General features: G+C 69.8%; 9 protein-coding genes, 1 tRNA gene and 1 pseudogene. 2 read left to right on the top strand and 9 right to left on the bottom strand.

The window, feature by feature from the left end; translation table 11 throughout:
• The first annotated feature begins 18 nt into the window (after nucleotides 1–18).
• Both QUE25_RS03765 and QUE25_RS03760 read left to right on the top strand, forming a co-directional pair.
• Nucleotides 19–600, top strand: coding sequence for a DUF3267 domain-containing protein (locus QUE25_RS03765; RefSeq protein WP_286267711.1), 582 nt, complete (start codon nucleotides 19–21; stop codon nucleotides 598–600).
• 201 nt (nucleotides 601–801) lie between these two features.
• Nucleotides 802–1,455: pseudogene (locus QUE25_RS03760) on the top strand (IS481 family transposase); the annotation flags it as partial.
• A 206-nt stretch (nucleotides 1,456–1,661) separates the two neighbouring features.
• Here the strand turns inward: QUE25_RS03760 and QUE25_RS03755 are convergent.
• The 9 genes from QUE25_RS03755 to QUE25_RS03715 form a co-directional block, all read right to left on the bottom strand.
• Complete coding sequence (locus QUE25_RS03755; protein WP_286267709.1) at nucleotides 1,662–3,788, bottom strand: DEAD/DEAH box helicase; 2,127 nt, start codon at nucleotides 3,786–3,788, stop codon at nucleotides 1,662–1,664.
• Nucleotides 3,788–5,128, bottom strand: coding sequence for a BREX system ATP-binding protein BrxD (brxD, locus tag QUE25_RS03750; RefSeq protein WP_286267706.1), 1,341 nt, complete (start codon nucleotides 5,126–5,128; stop codon nucleotides 3,788–3,790). The genes QUE25_RS03755 and brxD overlap by 1 nt, the downstream gene beginning before the upstream one ends.
• 8 nt (nucleotides 5,129–5,136) lie before the next feature.
• Nucleotides 5,137–6,318, bottom strand: a complete 1,182-nt coding sequence (locus tag QUE25_RS03745; protein ID WP_286267704.1) for an ATP-binding protein — start codon at nucleotides 6,316–6,318, stop codon at nucleotides 5,137–5,139.
• Between the two features lie 215 nt (nucleotides 6,319–6,533).
• On the bottom strand, nucleotides 6,534–9,245 hold the full coding sequence (gene pglZ, locus QUE25_RS03740; protein WP_286267702.1) for a BREX-2 system phosphatase PglZ: 2,712 nt from the start codon (nucleotides 9,243–9,245) through the stop codon (nucleotides 6,534–6,536).
• Nucleotides 9,242–13,039, bottom strand: a complete 3,798-nt coding sequence (locus QUE25_RS03735; protein WP_286267699.1) for a BREX-2 system ATPase PglY family protein — start codon at nucleotides 13,037–13,039, stop codon at nucleotides 9,242–9,244. Before QUE25_RS03735 ends, pglZ begins: the two co-directional genes overlap by 4 nt.
• A complete protein-coding gene (gene pglX / locus QUE25_RS03730; protein WP_286267698.1) occupies nucleotides 13,036–16,596 on the bottom strand; it encodes a BREX-2 system adenine-specific DNA-methyltransferase PglX in 3,561 nt (1,186 codons plus the stop codon). The genes QUE25_RS03735 and pglX overlap by 4 nt, the downstream gene beginning before the upstream one ends.
• The gene (gene pglW, locus QUE25_RS03725) at nucleotides 16,593–20,954 is read right to left on the bottom strand and encodes a BREX system serine/threonine kinase PglW (RefSeq protein WP_286267697.1); all 4,362 of its coding nucleotides are present in this window, start codon (nucleotides 20,952–20,954) and stop codon (nucleotides 16,593–16,595) included. The genes pglX and pglW overlap by 4 nt, the downstream gene beginning before the upstream one ends.
• Before the next feature lie 475 nt (nucleotides 20,955–21,429).
• Nucleotides 21,430–21,502, bottom strand: a tRNA-Glu gene (locus QUE25_RS03720).
• Between the two features lie 126 nt (nucleotides 21,503–21,628).
• Nucleotides 21,629–22,300, bottom strand: coding sequence for a hypothetical protein (locus QUE25_RS03715; protein ID WP_286267695.1), 672 nt, complete (start codon nucleotides 22,298–22,300; stop codon nucleotides 21,629–21,631).
• Between the last annotated feature and the right edge of the window lie 7 nt (nucleotides 22,301–22,307).

Genomic DNA, 22,307 nt, shown 5'->3' with positions numbered 1-22,307 from the left:
GGCTCCGCGAGGGGAAACATGGGTGCAGAGCGCAGCGTGCAGGACACCACGGAACTCCCGGTCACCTACACAGAGCATCTGACGGTCGACCTCAAGAAGGATAAGAAGCTCACGTTTGTGGTGCAGGGCATCTTCGTGTTGGTCGCCCTCATCGCTGTCGCAGCCGGCCTGTTGCTCCGTCTGCCACTCGAGACCGGCTGGTCTCCGGTCGTCACGATCCCCGTGACGTTGGCCGCCTGCCTCGTGTACATGGCACTCCACGAAGCGACCCACGGGATCACACTGCAACTTCTGACCAAGGTCAGGCCCTCGTACAAGGTGCGATTCCCATTCCTGACCACCGGAAACCGCGCGTACCTCACCCGGCGCACCGCAGTGATCGTGGCACTCGCGCCGGTTGTCTTCTGGGGGATCGTGCTGCTGGCCTCCCTGCTCACGCTGCCGGATGACTACCGAATGACGGCGTACATCGTCCTCGCCTTGAACTTCGCCGGTTCCGCCGGGGACTTCGTCGAGGTTTTCTTGGTGTCAAAGCAGCCGCGGGCAGCGCTCATCCAAGACGACGGCAACAAGCTCCACGTCTTCCTGCCGCGGGAATAGGCAGCGATTCCGGCTCCCGCTCCCAGTGCGAGCCCGATGACCTCGCCAACATCGCCTGGTGTCAACGACGATCTATCACCGTGACGGGGGCCGTAGATGGCGATGATGATGAGCGCGAGGGCGACGGTGATCCCGGTGGTCGCCCACGGTGCGGGCGCTGAAGACGCCGAAGACGTCTGAGCAGCCGTACGTTTTTCGGATCGGATGCCGGCCCTGGCCGATATCGATCAGGCCACCGGGCTGCCCGTGCGTCCAACCGTTCCGGTGCGCTATGAGAAGACAGCCCCCGGGGAACTGGTCCATGTCGATATCAAGAAACAGGGCCGTATCCCCGACGGTGGCGGGTGGCGAGCCCACGGGCGGGGCTCTGCGCAAGCGAAAACCGGCCGGGCCGCGGCCCGGCCGCGGGGCTACCGGTATCTCCACCACGCTGTCGATGACTACTCCCGGGTCGCCTACTCCGAGATCCTTGACGACGAACGGAAACAGACCGCTGCCGGATTCATCGACCGGGCCTTGGCGTTCTTCACCAGTATCGGGGTGAGCGTGGCAGCAGTGATGACCGACAACGGCTCTTGCTACCGCTCCGCCCTGTTCAACGACGTCTTGACCAGCGACGGCATCAAACACCGCCAGACCAGGCCCTACCGGCCCCAGACCAACGGGAAAGTCGAACGATTCAACCGCATCCTGGCCAACGAATGGGCCTACTCACGCCCGTACACCAGCGAAACCGAACGCGAACAGGCCTACACCGCCTGGCTTCACCACTACAATCATTACCGACCCCACACCGGCATCGGCGGCCAAGCACCATCAGAACGCGATCACAACCTCACAGGGCAATACAACTAGATCCGTTCGATCGACGCCGACCAGGGAACCGTCAGCCGCACGTCCCGTTGCGCTTGGGCGGTCATCTCAGCGGAGGTCACGAGTCTGACCGCTCCCTGCGACTCCCGACCGTCGCAATGTCGTCTGGGCTCGCAGCTCTTCTCGATCCAGCGCGCCCCGGTCTCTTCCAACCAGACGTCACCCACTGGCTGGGGTCTGGGGCTGAGTCACAACGTCCAGCGTTCGACGCGCGGACGCCCAACTGCACTGGCCGCGCCGGGGTGGTCGGCGAGTCGTTCGCTCAACGTGGCGTGCGCGAGGGTGTCCGGGAGCAGGTCGCCGAACTTAAGCTCTTGGACTGCTCGCTGCATCACTTCGGGCTGTACGCCGGCGAGATCTTCGCCGAAGCGCTGGTTCGCGGCCGCGAGCGCGGCCCCAAGCCCGGACTCCGTCGCTTCGCCGCGCAGGACGATGTGGTCGTTGGTGTAGGTGCTGTCGGGGTGGCACAGCTCGGGGGCGACGGCGTCCAGGGCCGCGTGCAGGACCGCGTTCGCTCGTCCGCCCGCCCAGGTCCACCACCGCGTCTGGCCGTCCTCGTGCAGGACGACTGTGCGTTCGGCGTCGACCCGGTCGCCGAGTTCGGCGCGCAGCCCGGCCAACCGTTCGGACGCCCGCCCTGAAAGGCCCACCCCGTGGGGCGTGGCTCCGAGCAGGACGCGCCGCATCGCGTCCACGAGCCGTCCCCGCAACGGCGCGGACGTCCCGAGCCAGCGCGCGGTCCCGGAGCCCTCGGAGGGTTCCACGTATGCCCGGCGCCGCGTCCAGTCGACCGCGGTCACCGTCCACGTGCGCCCGGCGAGCGTCAAGCGCCGCGGCCCGGGCACCTTCGACACCAGCACCATCGGGTCGACCGCGCCGATCTCGGTGCGTCCGTGCAGCACGGTCACCTGGGGGTCGGAGGTGAACACGCTCATCAGTTCCATGAAGTGCCGCCGCCCGTAGCGCTTCTCGGCCTCCGGGCCGACGAACAGCATGCCGGAGTCCTCGTCCAGCACGCCCTTGGCGAGCAGTCCTTCGACGATGGCGTCCGCCTCTGTCGGTGGCACCAATTCCAGGCCGTCGAGCCAGTCCTGCCAGGTGTGGCGCCCGATCTGCCGCTCCTGAAGCGCCAACGCCAGCACCTGCTGGGCCGCGATGTGCGCCGCGTGCGGGGGAGGGCTGATCGGCTCGACGTACCCTTCCGACCATAACAGCAGCAACCCGGTCGCGCGCAGCAGCGCGTCATCGTCGGGAGCCAACACCGTCAGGTTCCGGACCGCGCCCGGGCGACGTCCCGTCCGCCCTACCCGCTGCAGCAGCGACGCCACCGTCGAAGGGGAGCCGACCTGCAACACCCGGTCGAGGTCGCCGACGTCGATCCCGAGCTCGAGGGTCGAGGTGGCCACGATCACGCAGTCGCGTCCCTGCGCGAAGGCAGCCTCGGAACGTCGCCGCTCCGCGACCGAAAGGCTCGAGTGTGACACGTACGTTTCAACCCCGAGCTCCGCCAGCCCGACGCCCAGCTGCTCGACGGTCCGCCGCGAGTCGGCGAACACCAGCCGCTTCTCGCCGCGGTGCAACCGCGCGATCACGGTCGCCGCGTTGGGCAGCGACCCGACGTAGTCGAGCGCAATCTCCGGCGCCCCACCGCCAATCGCCTTCGGCGCGAGCACGCGTCCGGGACGTCGGCCCCGCTTGCTGCCCTGCAGCCACGCCAGTAGGTCGTCGGCGTTCCCCACCGTCGCGGACAGCCCGACCCGCTGCAGTGGGCGTCCGGCCAGCTTCGTCAGTCGCTCGATGACGGCCAGCAGATGCCAGCCGCGGTCGTCACCGGCGAACGCGTGCACCTCGTCGACCACCACCGCTCGCACCTCGCTGAGCAGTGACCGGGGGTTGATCGTCGCCGACACCAGCATCGCCTCGAGCGACTCCGGTGTCGTCAGCAGGATGTCTGGTTGATCCACCATCATCCGTCGGCGCACGCCCTGTGAGGTGTCGCCGTGCCGGACGGCAGCCGAGCGTCCCAGCCAGGACGCGTACCGGTTCACCCGCGCCTCGAGATTGTTGAGCAGCGCCCGCAACGGGCACACGTACAGCAGTGACGTGCCGCTCCACGATTCGCCTGCCATCCGCGTCAGCAGCGGGAACAGCGCCGCCTCGGTCTTGCCGCCGGCGGTCGGGGCGAGCAGCAGCGCGTCCTCACCGGCCAGCAGCGGCGCCACCGCATCGTCCTGCAGCGGTCGCAGTTCGCGCCACCCCAACTCGTTGACGATGTGGTGCTGCACCACGGGGTGGAGGGCGTCGAAGCCGGTCATCAGGCGCCCGAGGTGTCCAGCTCGATCGCATCCAGGTCGGACGTCCTCCGCGCGGCATTGCGCTCCACTGCCGTCAGCTCCCCCTCGGACACCGTCAGCGCGTAGTGGACGCGAGGGTCGAAGTCCGCGAACTGGTCGACCCGGTCGAGGACGTCGCTGACCAGCTTCTTCAGGAACACCCGGGGCGCCACCCCGATCCGACCGCCCAGCGAGCCGGCTACTGCGTCCGCCAGGTCACCCAGATAGGCGTCATCGACGACAGCGCGGATCCGGCCGGCGTCCGCGGACCCCTCGGCGTACAGGTCCCGCACCTTCCCTCCCAGCTCCACGAGGCTGTCGCGCTTGAAACCGGGCAGCCGCATCTGCACCGCGCGCGGGTTGTCGAACCGGGCGTCGGTGGTGAAGTCGGTGTGGACGCGCTGGGCCAGGGGGGCCAGCCGCGAAAGTCCGGACGGCCCTTCGAAGAACGCCGGCGTGCCGGTGATGAGCAGGTAGAGGCCGGGGTAGCGTCCCGAGTCGACCTCGTCGATCAGCTGCCGCAAGGCGTTCAGCGCCTTGTCGCGCACGTCGCCGCGGACGCGTTGCAGGGTCTCGACCTCGTCCAGCACGACCAGCAGCCCGGGGTGGCCTGCGTCCTTCAGAACAGTCAGGAGCCCCTGCAGGAAGGCCATCGCCCCGAAGTGGTCGAGGTCGCCGCGGACGCCCGCGGCACGTTTGGCGGACGCCGCCACGTGCGGCTGCCCGCCCACCCAGGCCGCAAGGCCGCCCGCGGTGGGCGCGTCACCGACAAGGGACGCGGCCCGGTAGCCGCGCAGCGCCTGCGCGAACGCCGGCGTCTTGGTCGATATCGCGGCCAGCCGGCTCTCCAGGAGTCGATCCACCTCGACGGTCAAGGCTGCGTCGGACGCGCCGGCGAGCGTCGGGTTGGCAGCGATGGCGTCCGACTCGAGGGTGAACAGCCAGCTGTCCAGGCTCGACCGGAACGCGCTCGGCGGGACGGTCGCGGTCCGCAGCGACTCCGTGATGCGCCGGTAGACCGTCTCGAGGCGGTGCAGCGGGGTCTCGGTCTCGCTGATCTGCACCTCGGCGCTCGCCCAGCCCCGCCGCAGCGCACGCTCGGCCAGATGCCGGGTGAAGAACGTCTTGCCCGAGCCGTACTCGCCGCGAACGGCCTTGAAGACCGCCGATCCGCCGGACACTGCGTCCAGTTCGGCGTCGAGTGCCGGGCCGAAGCGGTCGAGCCCGACGGCGAGCAGGTCCAACCCGTTGGCGGGCACGGTGCCGCGGCGCAGCGCATCGATCACCTCGCGGCGGCGCCTGGGGGAGACTGTTTGACTCACTCCTGGGATCACTCTTCCTGACTCAGCACGAAGTCCGACATCCCGGGCACTGTGAATGCGACCAAGCCCCTTTCAGGGACGTAGACCAATCCCTTCTTGATCAATTCCCCTCGTGCAACCGAAAGGTCTGATGTCCGGGCTTTTCTCAAGTGAGTGGCAAGTTCGCCGATCTCGACGGCGTTCTCTCTACTCAGTTGGGCCATGCCGATCAGCAGTCTGCGCTGGGCGGCCGTGGCCCGTTCCCATCTGGATCGGTAGAGTCCGGCGTCGATCTCTTCCCGCGCCAGGGCGCTGCCCGCCAAGACGTCGTCGGCGCGAACGACAGGACCGGGTGCCAGATCCCAGACGTGCTTGCCAATGGACTGAACGAAGTAGGGATATCCGCGGGCCACGTGCTGCGCAGCACTGAGTGCGTCCTCCTCCCAGGTTGCGCCCAGATCGAGACAGGGCTCTACCAAGGCCTTGCGCACGTCGTCCGACCCCAGGAGTCCGACCGGCTGGTACACGTACAGCCGCTCGGCGTGGCTGGCTGCTTCAGCGAGCTGTGCTGGTAGTGACGGGAGGCCGGCACCTACGAAGAACACTGGAAGTGGAACGTCAGCTTGACCGAGCGCGTGGACGGCCATGTTGATTGCTTCGAGGTCGGAGCTGGAGGCTTCCTGCAGCTCATCAACCAGGATGAGCGTCCCGACACCGAAATCGAGTGAAGCTTCACCGACCACTTCAAGGAGAGCTGTGAGGTCGTGGCCGAATCTGCCGCTGTCAGCGACACCGTGCTGCGGCTCAACCTCGGCGCCGAGCGTGATTCCTTCGATCCCCAGCTTCAGCGTGAAGGACTTCAAGACACCCAGTGCGCGTTTGAGGTGGGAGCCGTTGGGATGCCTGCCCGTGGCAGTACGCATCGCCTTGACCAGCTCTGTCGCGAGGATCTTTCGTAAGGGGGTGGACGATGACGCTTCGACTTTCGCAACGATCCACTTTCGAACGTTGGCCTGACCCATCAGTTCGTTGAGAAGCACCGTCTTTCCCACTCCGCGGAGCCCGGTGACGACCCAGCTCCGGTCACCCTCACCGAACTCCTCGGCACGTCTCAGGACCACGTCGAAGCTGGCCAGAATCCGCTCCCGGCCGGCAAGGACTGGAGGCCTGCGACCGGCGCCGGGACGGAAAGGATTCATCACCGGGTCCATGTGTAAGAACCTATCACGACGTATAAGCATTTTCCTTATAAGGGACGATACGGCCTGACACGCTAACGGACGTCTTGTCCCCGGCCTGCACTGCGGTGAGCGCCTGTTCTGCCATGGGTCAGTTCCCGTTCTGCCGAGCTTCGAACTCCCGAACCGGAGCACGGACGATGGGCGACGTCACGGTGGGCTCGTATATGCAAATCCCTTAGACGACCTTATGGAGTCTGATACACCCCGTACTGCTCGGCGAGCAGCGCGGCGTCCAGGGTGACCGCCTGGGTGGCGGGGTCGGTCGAGACCACGGGGTAGCCCTCGACGTTGAGCAGTTTCGCGACCTGACTCATCACCATCGGCACCCGATTGGCGCTCACCCCCAGCACAGGCGCGACGCGACCGGCCGGCAGTCGCCGGTCGGTCGCGGACGCCAAGGCGTCGACCAAGGTCGCGATCGCCTCATCGGTGACTCCCAGGCGTCCGACCAGCGACTTCTGGGCCCGGTAGGTGGCGCTGGCCACCAGGGCGGCACCCACCCCGGGCTGATCACCCGCCGGCACCGGTTCGGGTTCGCTGAACAGGTCGGGTTGCCGCTCGGGTGCCTTCACCCGGGCGACACGTCCGGACGGCGCGGACGCCGGCCCGTTGGCGCCGAGCACACCTAGCCCACCGCCACCGGAGATGCCGGCGGTCTCCCACCAGTCCGGTTCCGCGACTGGTGCCACGACCAGGTCGTGGACGAGCGTCGAGGGGGTCAGCAACGCGACCGGCACTACGGCCTCCGCGGGCGCCGCACCGCCGTGGTAGCCGGCCTTCAGTGGCCCGTACCGCAGCCGCTCGTTGACGGCCAGCACCGCCTGATGATCGGGAGTCAGCACGCGCGGCCCGCTGGCCAGCACCTCATCGGCCTCGACCGGCCCGCTGGTCGCGGCCCGGTAGCGTCCTCCCACGCCGGTGCCTCGTTGGGTGCCGCGCCGCCGCTCCACCACGTGGCCGTGGTCGCTGGTGAGCACCACCAGGCGTCCCGCGGACATCGCCGCCCGCAGCAGCGGGGCGAGGTGTTTGACGGTCTCGGCGGTCCAGTCGGTGCCGCCCGGATCGGTGCGGTCGAGGGCGTCGTCGATGGTGTTGAGGACGCAGCCGACCAGCTTGTACCGGTCGACGTCCGAGATCGCCTGCCGCACGTCGTCGGCCAGTTCGAAACCCTGCCGCGAGCTGTCGAGTCCCTTCTTGTGGACCAGCTTCACCTCGCCAAGACTGTGCGCCTGGGCGAGAGCCTCGAATCCCGCGCGTTCGGCGTCCTGCTGGCCCGAGGTGAGGCGTCCGCTGAGCAGGGACGCCCGGCTGAATTCGGTGACCGTGGGTAGCACCGCCAACGCCGGCGTCCGGGCGGTGGCTCCCGGCAACTGGCACTCCTGCAGATCGAACTCAAGCGTCGCGTGGGTCAGGATCTCGGTGGCGACCCCGGCACTCATGCCGTCCAACACGAGCAGCAGCGTCGGATACTTGCGGGCGAGCGGGACGACGACCTCGGGCAGCAGATCCTCCAGCCCGAGCAGCCCCGGGACGCGTCCACCGCAGCCTTCCCGGGCAAGTGCCGCCGCGAAGACAAGGTCGTGGTCGTCGCGACGTTGCTGCACCTGCCCCAGCACGTGCTCGAGCGCGGCAGCCAGGCTGTGCTCGTCGACCCCGGTCTCGGCGTCGTTGACCGCCGAGTCGACCCAGGCGTCCACGGCCAGGTGCCTGCCGGCCAGTTCGGCCAGCGTGGCCGTCGGAACGTCGGGAGTCCGCAGCCAGCGGGCCAACCGGACGCCTGCCCGCGCTGGCGCGACCCGGGGGTCGACCTCGCTGAGCTCGTGTTCGGTCACCTTCGCCCACGCCGCCTCCAGCCTGACCGGGTCGTCATTGGGCACCGTCCGAAAGGTCTCGGCGAGAGCCCTGAGCCGTCGGGTCAGTCCCGAGGGCAGCAACCGGGAGGCCCCCGCCAAGGGCAGAGCCTGCGCCTCTGTCAACAACTCGTCGGCTCGAACGAGCACCTGACGGGCGTTCTCGACGGTCGCCCGGCCACCCAGCAGGCCGGTGACCACGACTCCGGACAGTCGGGCGGTGGCCTGCAGCGCAGCACGCGGCACGTCGCCCCAGCGATGTTCGAGCCGGGCCAGCGCGAGCTCGGCGTCCTGCCTGGTCGGGGACTGCAGCAGGCAGTCGAGCACCACCCCCAGCGGGACGATGTCGCTCGGGTTCCCGGCTCGCAGCAGGGCGGCGACCAGCGGGGCCGCCTCGCCGGCGGCTTCGGCGATCCAGTCGAGCACGGCGTCGACCGTGGCCTCGCCGGCGCGGGCCCGCAGCCGGGCGATCGTCGCCGCCAGGCCACGCTGGGTCGACCAGTGCAGCACGGTGATCAGGTCGACCGGCCCGTCGGGCAGTCCCAGTTCGGTTCGCGCGACGCAGCCTAGCGCGTGGTCGCGGGTGAGGACGCCGGCCGGGGCGGGCGGCCAGCCGTCGGGCGGGGACAGTTCGAGCAGGCCGGTGGCGACCTCGCGGGCCTGCCGGGTCTGCAGCAGTTTGGCGTCGACGCCGTTCGCGCTGAACCGCTGCTGTACGGCCTGCCACGGGTTGGGGTGTCGCAGCCGCTGCCAGACGAACTGGGCGAGCAGCCCGGGGCCCAGGTCGTCGTCGCTGCGGTCGGTGACGACGACCAACCAGCCGCTCGGCTCGGCCTGCCGGATCGCCTCGCGCACCGCCAGGGCCGACGCGGCGGGCACGATCTGAACCGGCTGATCGCGGTGGGTGAAGCTGACCTGTCTGGTTGCCGCCGGGCTGGCGCGCAGCCCCAGCACCCCGTGCGGGTATCGGCTGGCGCGGGCCTGGTCGATGATGGCCCGGGCCACGGCCGGCGTCACGGTTGCGCCGGGGATCACGTCCGCGGTCATTCGACCCGCCATTCGACGACGACGTCATCGTCTGGATGCTCGGCGACGAACGCCTCCAGTTGGGCGGCGGCAGCACGGGCGTCGCGGGCACCGCGTCCGCGGCTGATCCTCGCCCCGCCGGACGCCGCCCGCCGGGGTTGGCTCCCGGTTTCGAGCTCGTCGTCAGCCTCGGTCGCGCCGGGGGTCTGCCCACCAACATCCGGTCCAGCCGGTACGTCCGGTTTCGCCCCGCGCGCCAACCAGGCGAACAGTTCGTCCTCGGCCCGCTTGAGCGCCGGGGCAATCGGGACGCTGAACTCGTCGGCGTCCACCGCCTCACTCAGCCGCCGCAGGATGCCGGCCGCCTCATCTGCCCGGACGCCCTCGCCCTGCCTCCCGGCGAACAGCGGCTCGAACCGTTGCCACGAGAACCTGTCCAGCAGCCCCGCGACCTCGGCGGCACTTTTCAGCGACCGCCCGGCATCCGTGGGCTCCGGCAGCGCCGCCGCACCGGCCCCGGCCGCGGCCAGCCGCTCGATCAGCGGCAGGCCCTGCAGCCCGCGAAGTCCGTCACACAACTCCGCCGTCGCCCGCGCGGTCGCCAGGCGGCCCGGAGCAGCGGAAACACCCATCCTCAGTTTCGTCCGCGCCCGCTCCAGTGAGCCGGCCAGCCGGTGGGCGGGCTGGTTGAGTTCGACGGCCCGGCCGTGCACCGCGGACGCCAGGTTCGCGACCTCGGCGGGGGTGACGTAGGCCGACGCGTTCACCCCGAACACCGAGCCGGCCAGCGTCCTCGCCACCTCCCACGTCTGCTGGGTCGGCATCGGCTGGACGCGCAGCTCCATCTCGTCGCGCAGCCCGCCCGGCTTCGGCGCCGGGATCGGCGCCCCGTGCGAGAACCAGGCCCGGCGGCGCAGCGCCGCCCACGCCAGGATCACCAGGTCGGCGACCTCGCGGGTCAACCCCAGCGCGGGCTCCATCGCCTGGATCCAGCCGCGCACCTCGCCGACGGTCACCGGGCCGAGGGCGTCGGCGTCCCGGGCCCCGAGGCGCCGCTCGAACTCCGGGCCCCAGGTGCCGAAGTACTCGTCGCCCATCAGGAAGTGCGTCTCGGCCGCCTTGCCGACCCCGAGCGGGTTCGCGATCCGTCGGACGACGACGGCGTCCGCGCCGAGCGGGACGCGCCCCTCGCTGTCACGCAGCGCCTGTTCGACGTAGCCGTAGACAGCCTGCAGGTCGCGTGGCCGCACCTCGACCTCGCCGGGTTCGAAGCGCGGGTGGCCCGGGTAGCTGCTGGCGAACGCGTCGTCGACCAGCGCCTCGAAGCCCTGGCGCAGCGTCCCGCCGGCGGGTGGCCGCGGGGTGAACGTCGGGGTCAGCGACGACAGCACGTCCGGGTGGGCCGCGCCGCTCACGACGTCGCCGGCGCGTACCGGCGACTCGACGTCGTAGGCCACCTGAATAGCCTGCCGCAGCCGGTGCAGCAGCGCCTCGCGCTGGGACTGCAGGATCGCCTTCGCCTGCACCCGCCCGGTTTCGGACAGGTGGTCGGCGTAGCTGGCGTACCGTTCGCCGGTCCCCTCGAGCAGGTAGTTGAGCACCACGAGGCGGCTGACGTCCTTCATGCGGTCGTCGCTGAAGAACCGCGGCAGCCACACGATGGTGTTCTCGTCCCAGTTACGCGCGCGCATCGCGTCGATGCGGGCGTGGTCCTCGGTCGGTGAGTGGCCCGGGTCGTCGAACGGGTGGTCGATGACGAACTTCCAGGTGCCCTGCGGGGCCCGGAAGTGCTCGTCGGTCAGCCAGCCGGCGTCGCGGACGTTGCCGAACACCAGCCCGACGTCGCGCACCGTGCCGCGCCACACCCGCCGGTGGGTGTAGCCGCCGAGCATGTCCTGGGCGCCGAGGTCGGCCAGCCCGAACGCCTCGGCGACCAGCCGCTTGATGAGGTCGCGTTGGCGTCCGGTGTTGTCCTCGCCGCGGGCGCGGTCGATGATCGACTCGTAGTCGACGTCGGACAGTTGCAGCGAGATCTGCGGGTTGCGGGCGTCGGTCTCGACCTTGATCTCGGGCACCTGCGCCGCCCACTGCCGCACCTTGGCCAGCACGACCGCAGCCTCACCGTTGGGCAGCGGCGACCGGATCGACCCGTGGTTCAGGGACGCCAGTCGTCCCGCGGTCAGCCCCTTGAGCGCCGGCACGTTGGGCGCCACCGCGCTGAGCAGCAGGGTTTTCGCCAGCCGCAGGTCGGCCTCCAGGGCGGGTGGACGCGCCGGCCCGGCATCAAGCAGGTCGGCGGCAGTGAGTCCGTACTCCTTGAGGATCAGCGGCTGCAGGCGCTGCTGGTAGAGGGTGCTCGCCGCTCGGAAGAGCGCCGCGGAGGCCTCGTCCAGCGGCTGGTCGCCGGCGGCCCCGGTCACCAGGTAGTCGAACGCGTCCCCGACCGGGATGACGTCGTCGATGGTCAGGGTGTCGCGGCGGTCGACGAGAATCTGCTGCATGACCTTCAACGCGGTGCGTTCACGCTGCATCACCCCGGCCAGCGACCGCAGGGTCGAAACCAGCGCGGGCGAGAACGGGTAGGTGAGCCTGAACTGGGCGGCGTCGGCGCCCTTGTGCGACGCGTCGGTGTTGATGCCGTCGAGCAGCACGTCCCACGACTCGGCCCGCCGGTCCAGCCGCGCGAACGCCTCGTCGATCTGGGCGGCCGCGGCGTCGTCCCGCGGGGTAAGCAGCCGCTTGTTGGCGACGTAGGGCAGGTTGTCGTCGCCGAGGGTGATCTTGCGGAACCGCCCCTCCTGGAAGTTGAATGACTGCTCCAGGGTCTGCTGCTCGGCCCCGCTGGCCCCGGAGTCGGCGAGCCAGCGCTTCAGGTCCATCTGGCGGGCGACGAACGACACCAGCGGAATCGGCCTGCCGCCCTGGCCGCCCTCGACCAGTTTGGTGAGCTTCTGGCTCTCGGTTCCGAAGAACTCATGGTCACGGATGCGGAACGCCAGCCACAGCACCAGTTCGTCCAGGAACAGCACGACCGCGTCGTAGCCGAGCGACTGCGCGTGCTCGGTGATCGCGGTCAGGCCCTCGTCCAGCCCGACGTGGGTGGCCTGGCCGACATAGGAGCCGAAGTAGTGCTGCTGTAGGGCGGCCACCAGTTCGGCGCGCCGGGGGTCGGTGGCGGACGCGGCCTTCGCCGCCTCGTAGGTTTCGGCGTTCCAGGTGCCGGCGTCGCCGAGCACCGCGCCCCACGAGTCTGCTGCCCCGGAACCCTCGTTGAGGCCGGCGAAGAACGCGTCGTCGCCCAGCCGCCCGCGCAGCGCGTCGGCGTCGGCCAGCAACCGCGCGGTCTGGTGCAGCAGCGGCAGCGTGGCGTCGGGATGCAGGTCGCGCACCTGACGCAGGTAGCCGTCGAACAGCGCCTGTTCCATCGACGTGGCGCCCAGCATGTGAAAGGTCAGCGGCAGCACCTTGCGGTCCTGCAGGTGCGGGTCGTGGCGGGCAATGACCGCCGTCAGGTCGGGGATCGCCCGGGCCTTGGGATGCTGACGCAGCAGCGCATACAGCACCGCCATGAAGTGGCTCTTGCCCGATCCGAACGTGCCGGTAAGGAACGCGCCCTTGCTGGTGTTGGCGTCGATCGCCTCGCCGACGACCCCCAGCGCGGTGTCGAACGCGCGCGCGATCGGGTCGGTGACCACGTAGTCGTCCAGCGTGCGGTCCAGGTGCGCGGCGTCGACGCTCTCGGTGAGCCGCAGCACGTAGTCGGCGCTCGAGGTGGTCTCGGGGATGGTGAAGATGTCACGCAGCAGGGCACTCACGAACGGGCCCTCCTTCCGCGGGTCAGTGGCGCGGGACGCAAGCGCCCGCGTGAGGATGCTGCGGGACGCCAGCGCGCCAAGTCGTCCAGGGTGACGCCGAGGGCCTGGCAATGGCCCCGGAGTTGTTCGCCGCAGAACGCGGCCGGGCTGATGCCGAACAGCGGGTCGACGGACGCGTGCCACTGCTCGACCCAGGGTTGCAGTTCGGCCATCCCCGCGACCAGCGGGACCAGCGTCGAGTCGTCGGCGCCCTCGGCCTGGCGTTGCTGGATGATCGTGGCCAGAGCGAGGGACTGCTGGGCGTGGTCCCAGCCCGCCCAGCCGAGCAGCGGCGTCGGGTCGGTCTCCCGCCCTGCGCCCGGGTAGAGGATGAAGCGCTCCTTGGGCACGTCGAGCTTGCCGCGGGCCGACCAGTACGACTGCTTGCGGAAGTCGGCGTTGGTGTACTTCGGCGGCACCGGGATGGCCAGGGTCTCGCCGGCATCCTCGCGCCGCTGCAGCGCCCAGGTGTGCTGCCACTCGGCGGACTTGCGCAACCCCGAATCCTTCAACCGGAACGCGGCCAGGTAGGGCACGGCCTCGGGGTCGAGCAGCGTGGTCAGCGCCTCGGTGAGGTTGACGTCACGGCGGCGCTGCCACAACTCGACGACGCCACGGAACTCGGCGTCCCGGCCGAGCACGTCGGCCAACTGGCTGACCGACTGCGGAGTCGGGTGGCCCTGCGCACTGAACCACAACTCCCGGTTCTCCACTCGGTCGAGCAGCCAGCCGCGCAGCGCGGTCTCGGCCTGCTTGTCGAACGGTTCGGACGCCCAACGCCGCTTGAACTCGGGAGCCTCCAGCAGCCGGATCGCATCCACGGACCCGATCGCGTCGATGCGCCGCTGGACGAGGTCGCGGTAGGCGGCCGGCCAATGGGTCGGGATCTCGGTGATCGGGGTGGACCCGTGCCGGGAGAACCACGAGGTGTCATCCTCACCGGCAGCGATCTTGCGGGCGAGGACGATCTCGAACGCGCGCTCGCCAAGCTTCACTAGTGGGGGTTCGTCGTCGTAGGTGAGCGCCTCATCCAGCAGCCCGTAGGACGCGTACACCTCCCAGTCCAGTTCCTCCTGGTGGGCGATCATCTGGTTTCGGAGGGACGTCTGGGCGGCTTCGGCGTCGCGGAGCAGTTCAGCGGTCGGGGTGGTGGATTCGATGAGCGTTGCGACTTGGTGGCGGGTGAGTTGCTGGGCAAGGGTGTCGAGAATGCGGGCGCGCTCCAGCGGGAGGGCCTTCGGGAGCGGGAAGTCCTGCAGGGTCGTGCCAGTGAACTCGTAGAAGTTCTCCCACGCCACGGTCGTCTGGCGAGCCCCCTTCTGGTCAACCGTGCTGCCCTTGTTGTGGCTGTTCTGCTTCAACCAGAAACAGGCGGTCGACGAGTTCAGGACACCGAGCAGCCTCAGGTGATCGTCCTCGGACGCCTCCGCCGGCAGCTTGATCACCGGCGCCGACCGGTTGAACACCTTGCCGCCCCGGTCGAGCACGAAGTGGTTGTGCGTCGCCACGAACGCGAACGTGATTACCCATGGGTGCGCGTCGTGGTCAGGCGGCAATTGGTGCCACTCGTACCAAGGGCGCCCTTCCGCAAAGTACGTGCGTTTCGAGAACGTCGCTCGGTTGCCGAGTTCAGTTCTCATGCGCCATAAGTGCCTACCCCAGCCGGGGAATTGCTCAAGTGGCTTCAAGACATGACTCGCGTCGTACGGGAACCACGTTGGCCACGATGCGTTGATCCGAAAGTCGCGGATCGCGTCGCCGACGACCAGTTCCGCAGTGGCAGATGCTTCTAGCTGATGACGTTCACGAACCCCGCGATACAGCATCATGGCGTCGTCGGAGCCCATGATCCCGAACACCCCAATGCGGCAAGCCTGCGGACCGAGTCTGGTGGACCAGCTCTCTTCGATGGTGCTGAGCGTGCCGCTCGCACCGCCGCCGCTGAGGCTCCACGGGTGTTTGCTCAGCGCCTTCCGGCTCAGGTCGGCCACGCTGACCCACGCGTTGTCGGTGCCCGGTTGGTCGATGCCCTCCACGATCGCGCGCCAGACGAGCCCCCGCGCCGCGTCTTCGGGCCGACCGGGCTCGCCCCGGATCCCGAGTACTGCCCGGACTCTCGGAAACTGCACCGGTTGGTTGCGGCCCACGAGGATGACGGTGGGCGTGCCGTGGCCGGGGATGTAGGCGCCCGAGGTGTCGATGACGAGCCGCAGGTCGAGGTGGGCGAGCAGGTTCTCGATCATGGGCGTGCCGAACTCGCGCTTCATGAAGGCGTTCGATGTGATCTGCCCGACCCATCCCGCAGGTTGCCTGCCATCCCCGCTCTTGGCGAGCTTGAACAGTAGTTCCATGAAAGGCGCGGTGAGTTGGTACTTGCCCTTGAGGTGGTTGTAGCGCTCCCGGTATCCCGCATTGAGTTGCTTGTCCTTGACCGTGATGTAGGGCGGGTTCGCGACTACCGCGTCGTACTGCCCGCGCGTCAGTGCCTTGACAAGCTCCTTCTTGTGCTCAGTCGAGTAGGCGAAGTCGTCCTGAGTGTTGAACAAAGCGTCCTGGTCGTGGCTGAACCACAGACTGTCCCCGGCCAACACGTTGATCCGGAACCCGGGTGCCCGCTCCAGCGACGTGGCTCCGATCGCCTGCAGCGCGGCGACGGTGAGCCGGAACTCCGCGATCGCCACGGCGAACGGGTTGAGGTCGACTCCCCACACTGCGTCCAGCGCCTTCTGCACCCTGTCCCGCACCCCCAGGGCCGGCGCCTCGGCGTCCCATCTCGCGAGGATGCGCCGGAACGCGCCGAGCAGGAAGTGCCCGGATCCGCAGGCTGGGTCGATCAGCTTGAACCCGTCGAGCGGTCGGTCCTTGAGGGCGGGTTCGAGGGTGCGGTCGAGGATGAACTCCTCGACGAACTCGGGGGTCTGCAGCAGGGCGTAGGTCTTCTTGGCGTGGTCGGAGAGGTCCTGGTAGAGGTCGCCGAGGAAGCGGGTGTCCAGGCCTGGGTCGGTGAAGTCGTGCGTGAGCGTGCCCGCGTCGTCGCGGCGTCGCCAGAACTCCAGCAGCCGGGTGACGGCCTGGCCCGACGGTGAGACGGTGTGCAGCATCGCCTGGTCGTCCACCAGCCCGGCGGTCGCGGGCGTCGCGGCGAGGTGGCCGATCGCCTGGGCGAGCCACTCGCGGTCGGTGTCCTCGGGGTGGCTGCGGAAGAAGGCGAGCTGGGCGTCCAGGGCTTCCTGGCGGCGCTCGGGTGGCCCGGAGATCCACACCGGGTCGAGCAGGGCGTTGTCCTCGCAGAACCGGACGAACACGCTGGTCAGCACCCACGACACGGCGGCCTGGGTGATGCGGTCGTCGGCCCACGCGGTGTAGGTGGCGGCGGTGCGGTCACCGGCCTGCGCGGCGGCGTGCTCCTGACGCCACGCGCCGTCGAACTGGGGCAGGGTGATGCGGTCGCGCAGGTCGTCCTCCAGTGCCAGCACCTGCTTCTTCAGGTCTGCGACCAGGGCGTCGGCGGCGATCACTTGGGGATTCCTTCCGGGGCGGGAGTGGCGGCGTCCCGGGTGCCGACCTCCTGGGTGGCTGCGTCCTGGGCCCCCGCGTCCTGGGGTGCTGGGGTGCTGCGGTGGGCCAGGATCCACTCGGGCGGTACCGACACGTACTGGCTGGGTGCAGTCAGCGGCAGCGGGTGGCCGTCGACGACCGGGCCGACGCGGCCGTGCAACTGCGGCACTACCAGCCAGATGGCGGTCGGGCGTGCGGTGGCCAGGTCGAGCCAGTCGGTCAGCAGGTCGAGGGCGTCGTAGCGGGCCAGCAGTGACGCGTCCACCAGCGCCACCGGACGCCCGTTTGCGTCCGCGAGCGCGCTTTCGATCGCCTGGCGGACGGCGGGCAGCGAGCGCTGCACGAGTGCCCGCAACCCCTGATAGGGCCGCGACCCCGGTACATCGGCGTCCGCCCCGAGCACCTCGGACCACGGGACGCCGACGGCGGCGGCCGCGGCGTGCAGCGCGTCCATCAGGGTGTGGGTGAGGTCGACCTCGACGACGTCGAAGTCGGTGCGGAGCAGCGTCACGAAGCGCTCCAGATACAGGGCGCCCACGCCGAGGGCGACGAACGAGCGGCTGCGGCGGCTGTCGGCCAGCCGCTGCCCGACCGCGCCCGGCCCGATCGCGCCGACCGCGGACGGCAGGTTAGTCCTCGGCCGCGAGTCCAGGCCGGTGGTGTCACCGCCGCGGACCGCCGGGGCCAGGTAGGCGCGGCGGTCATCGCCCCAGCGCAGGCTGAGCGCCTGCTGGACGATCGGGTCGAGGTCGGGGCGGGTCGGCAGCGGCGCCAGATCGGGGAACCGGGCGCCGACGCGCTCGCGCAAGTCCTCGGCCTTGTAGGCCTGACCCGGGAGCACGGCTGGGATGGCGCGCCGCAGCGCCGCCATCGGCGTGAGGTCGCGGTGGTGCAGCTCGCCGGCGGCGGATGCCCCGGCGTGGCGGGACAGCTGGGCGCCCAACCGGGCCAGGCGCTGCCCGTCGCGCAAGCCGCCGCCCGCGGTTTCGGCGCTTGTCGCAGTGCCATCGACGGGCGCCGCCGACGAGCCGGGCGGGTTGCCGGGGCTGGTGGTGAGCAACCGGCCGAGCTCGGTGGCCACCCGGCTGGCTGGGACGAGCGCGTCGGTGCCGGTGAGGTTCGCCTCGTCGATCAGCGCGTCGGCGCGGCGTCCCAGCGCCTCGGCGACATCCAGCAGGTCGGCGCGGGCGGCGAGCAGCACGGGCTGGCCGTCGCGGCGCCGCAGTGACCAGCCGCCGGCCTCGTCGCCGGCCAGCTGCTCGGCGCGGTCGACCGCGTTCCGGCGCTCGACGGTGCAGCGCAGCAGGCCCTGCGCGAGCCTGGTCTCCTGCGCGTCCACCGACTCGGGAGCCGCGACCATCAACGTCAGCAGGTGCTCGGCCAGCTCGTCGAAGGTGGCCACCCCGCCCAACTCGGCCAGCCGCCGATCGACCGCGGCGGCGAGGGTGTCCAGCAGCGACCGGGCGGCGTCGTCGTCCGCCCAGCGGTCCTGCAGGGTGGCGAGCAGCTGACTGATGCGACCGCGGGTGACCGGCGGACGAAGGGCGGCGGCCAACTCCGCCTGGGTGGCGTTCGCACTCACGCTGCCGGTCAACCCGAGCAGCATGGTCGCCACCTTCACGACTCGTTCGTTGCGGTCGTTGCGGGCCGGTGCCAGCAGCACGTCGGCGCACTGGAACGGGTCGTCGAGCTGGGCCCGGCGCGCCTCGACCGCCCAGCGGCGCCCCTTTCGTCCGAACTTGCCGCGCCACAGCTTTGCGCGCGCATTCACCTCTTGTTTGGCGGGGCTGGTCAGTCCGGGCAGGCGGGTCAGCCGCCACGCGTCCACCTGGACGAGATCGCCAACCGTGGCGACGCGCAGCTGCTCCAGCGCCGACAGGGCGCGCGGGCTGAGCCCGGACCCGGTCAGGGGAGTCTCGGCGGTGGCCGCCTCGGCCAGGGCGTCGGCGTTCTCGGGGACGACCGAGCTGTCCGGGAAGCAGGCCCGCCACTCGTGCAGCAGCTGCTCGGCGGTGTGGTGGCGGGCGCCGGCGTCCCGGGCGAGGGCGGTGGTGAAGAAGGCGATCAGCGGGGCCCGAACCGACGGATCGAAGTCGCCGGGCTCAAGGGTGACCTCGTCGGTGATGGACGCAGGGTCGGACAGAGCATCGCCGTAGACCGGGGTGTGACCGGTCGCCATCTCGAACAACACCACCGCGGTCGCGTAGCGTTCGGCGGCCGAGTCGTACTGCTGGCGCTTGCCGGTGAGGAACGGGTCGAGGTAGGGCCGGGTGCCGGCCTGGGTGTCGGAGGCCGGCGCCTTCGTCAGCGAGAAGTCGAACAGGTTGAGGTGCTTGGCGCGCGACGATGCCTCCTTGTGGACGCCCAAGTTGGCCGGTTTGATGTCGCGGTGGATGATGCCGGCGGCGTCCAGGGCGACCAGGGCCTCGAGCAGGTCGGTGCCCCAGCGCTCCAGCAGGTCGAGCGGCAGGCGTTCGCGGTTGCCGAGGTGGGTGGCGAGGGTTTCGCGGCCGGCGCTCTCCAGCAGCAGTGCGCTGCGGCCGCCGACGCTCAGTGGGCCCTCCAGCAGCTTGACGATGCGCGGGTGGGCGATCAGCCGCAGGGCGTCCGCCTCGTCCTGCAGACGCCGGGCGGCCGAGTCGTCCAGTGCCACCTTGAGGACGCGGTCGGCCGCGTCCGGGTGTTCGGCGTCGTGGACCAGCAGCCCCACCGCGGTCGAGCCGGCACCCAGCCGGCTGGTGAGGGTGAAGCGGCCGTCCAGGACGGCGCCCGGGCCGGCGTCCAGCGGGTCGGTGACCTCGTCGGACGCGGCGGGCTCGGCATCGTCCAGTTTGGTCAGGAAGCCGCCGACGTCGGCCAGTCGGTCGCTGACCCGCGGGCAGGTGGCCTGCAGGATCGCTTCGCGCAGCGCGGGCGGGGCCTGCGGCAACTCGACCGAGACGTCCAGACCGGCCTGGTCGCGCAGCCGGGCGATGAGGTCGGCGCGGGTTCGGGCCGGTGCCCGGCCGCCGGTGACGATATAGAAGGCCAGCGCGCCCAGGCCGAACACGTCCAGACGCAGTCGGTCGGCGCCGCCCACCGCGACACCCTCGGGCGCGGTAAACGCGTCCCGCAGCCAGCGCTCGTCGAGTGCCAACTGGTTGACCGGGTCGGCGTCGGCCAGCATGGTGACGCCCCGGGCGGCGGTGGCGGTGGCGGTGGCCTCATCGGTGCGTCCCACCCCTTGCCAGTCGGCAATCCGCGACTGGACGCGGCCCTCGCGATCGGTGCGCACCAGGATCGCCCGCGGGTTGAGGCCGCGGTGCACCACGTTCTTGCCGTGGGCGTACTGCAGGGCCTCGCCGATCTGGCGGATCAGGGCGAGCTGGGTGTCGAAGCTGAGGGCGCGCGGCTGCTCGGCCAGCCACAGGTCGAGGCGCTGCCAGCCCGGGTCGTAGGGGTAGACGAGGCCCGGGCCGAGCTCGGAGTCGACGTAGTCCTCGGGACGCAGGATCGCGTCGTAGGTGAGGTGCTGCATGACGTGCAGCTCGTGCGCAGCGAGCTGGCCCAGCCGGCGGCGGGCGTCCTCGGTGGAGCCCCCTGGGGCGACCCGGAACCGGATGCGCCGGCGCTGGTCGCGCAGGTGCTTGTGGGTGGCCAGCCAGTCCTGCCAGCCGGGCCCGTCCTCGAGCGGCTGCGCGTCGAGGACGTACTGGCCCGCCTCGCGGGCGTGGGCGCGCAGACCGATGAGTTTCATGACGCCGACGATGGCGCCCTCGTAGATCTTCGTGCCCGGCCGCGGGACGGCGTCCAGAACGTCGGTGATCGGGTCCAGGCCAGACGTGGTGGCGCCGGGCAGCCCGTACAGGTCGAGGCGCGCCGCCTCGGGGAGTTCACAGACGAAGTCAGGGTGATGCAGGAACACGCCGGCCTGGACGAACGGGATGACCTGGTTCGCACTCCTGGGGCGTTGTGGGTCGAAGGGCTGGTTGCGGGCCCAGTTGTCGAAGGCGGTCATCAGCTTCGAACGCAGCCGCTTCGCCTTGCGGTTGGCCAGCATGAGCGGCGAGTCCTCGGCGCGGTGGCCGTCGCGCAACCACTGCTGGTCGGTGCCACGCAGGCGTCCCGAGTAGTACTTCAGCTCGAGCAGGTGGAGTCCGTCCGGGGCGAGGACGAGCAGGTCGACCTCCGACCAGTTGCCACGGTCGTCACGAAACTCAAAGTTCGACCAGGCGCGGAAGGGCGCGCGGGCGGGCAGCAGGTCGCGGATGACCCGCAGACCTTCAGCCTCGTGGGCGAATTGGGAGGGGGTGACTTCGACCCACCGGTCGTCGACCACGCAGCCCCCCTTCGTTGGCGATGATTACCCACCCTAGCCGCGCGAATTGATCCGGTCGAAGCAGCCCCACGGCGTCCGACCTCGTGACACTCGCCGGGCGGCGCACGCAGCAGGCTGTCTGGGAGATTCGCGCCAGCCACATAAAGTACACGCGGTCCATCAGGAACGTCCAGAGGCCCGCCTTGTCGCTGATGTCGCTCGTCCACCTAACCGAGAGGTGTCAAGCCGATCAAGAGGATGCAACCGACAGCCACGCTTGAACCGAAGGCGAATTCGCGTCGTCGTGTGACCAGAGCCACGGCGATGGCCACCAGACAGGAAGCGAACAGGGCCGGCAGGACCAGAGAAGGACTCACCAGCGCGACGGCTGCACTGAGGACCGCGACGAGTTTCCCGTGACACGATTGCCCGATGTTCGATTCTAGGGGACAAGAACGCCCTAGCAGACATACATCTGACTAGGCCATTCATCTCGTATCCCCAACCGGATTCGAACCGGCGCTGCCGCCTTGAAAGGGCGGTGTCCTAGGCCGCTAGACGATGGGGACGCGCGCAGGTCATCTTAACCGAAACCGGCTGGAGTCCCCAAACGCACAACGCTGGCACAATCGTGCCGGTCGCAGCCAGGCACGGCCCCGCACTGAATACTTCACATCGTCAGCGTCCTCGCAGCGTCAGGCGGCGGCAGCTCCATCGGCGTCCTGTGTGCACAGCGTCTTCAACCGCGACATCATCCGCCACGTCATGATCGCGCTGACGACGCTGAGTGCGTCGACCATCCGTCGTGTCGATCCGTTGCCGGCCGCGTAGCGTTCCCGCACGTGAAGGCGGGTTGCCTGTTCGCCCGCAGGCCCGGCGGTCGAGGTGAGGTAGAAGGTCCAGGTCATAGCGAAGTCCATCTCGCCGGGCGCTGCACCGCCCTGCGAGGTCGCCACCAGGTAGCGGCCCGGCTCGACCTCGGCCACGCGCAGTGCGAGGTCGGGGTGCAACGGGAATGCGTCGTCCACCGCCGGGTTCTGCCACTCGGGGTGGATTTGTGTGGCGCCAGTGATCTGACACCCAGCCAGGTTCTCCAGGAACTCGAAGGAGTAGAAACCCGCCTTGTCCTGTCCGAGCTGGGCGATCCATGGCCAGACGGCCGATGGGGGAGCGAGGATCGTGCACGCCCTATCGTTCTGCACCTGTGCCTCGGGCAGCAAGCCGTCCCCGGGCAACGATGCACGGTACTCGGTCGCGGTGGCGCCGAAGCGGTGATGCTTGCCCGCGACCAGCGCCGCTGTCACGGCAGCGCCGGCAGTGAGCAATGGGGCCACCAGGAGCGCCTTCAAGATGCCGTGTGTGGACATCGGATCA

Origin of the sequence: Brooklawnia propionicigenes (assembly GCF_030297015.1) — a bacterium.
GTDB lineage: Bacteria > Actinomycetota > Actinomycetes > Propionibacteriales > Propionibacteriaceae > Brooklawnia > Brooklawnia propionicigenes.
This window is presented reverse-complemented; position numbering and strand designations above follow the sequence as displayed.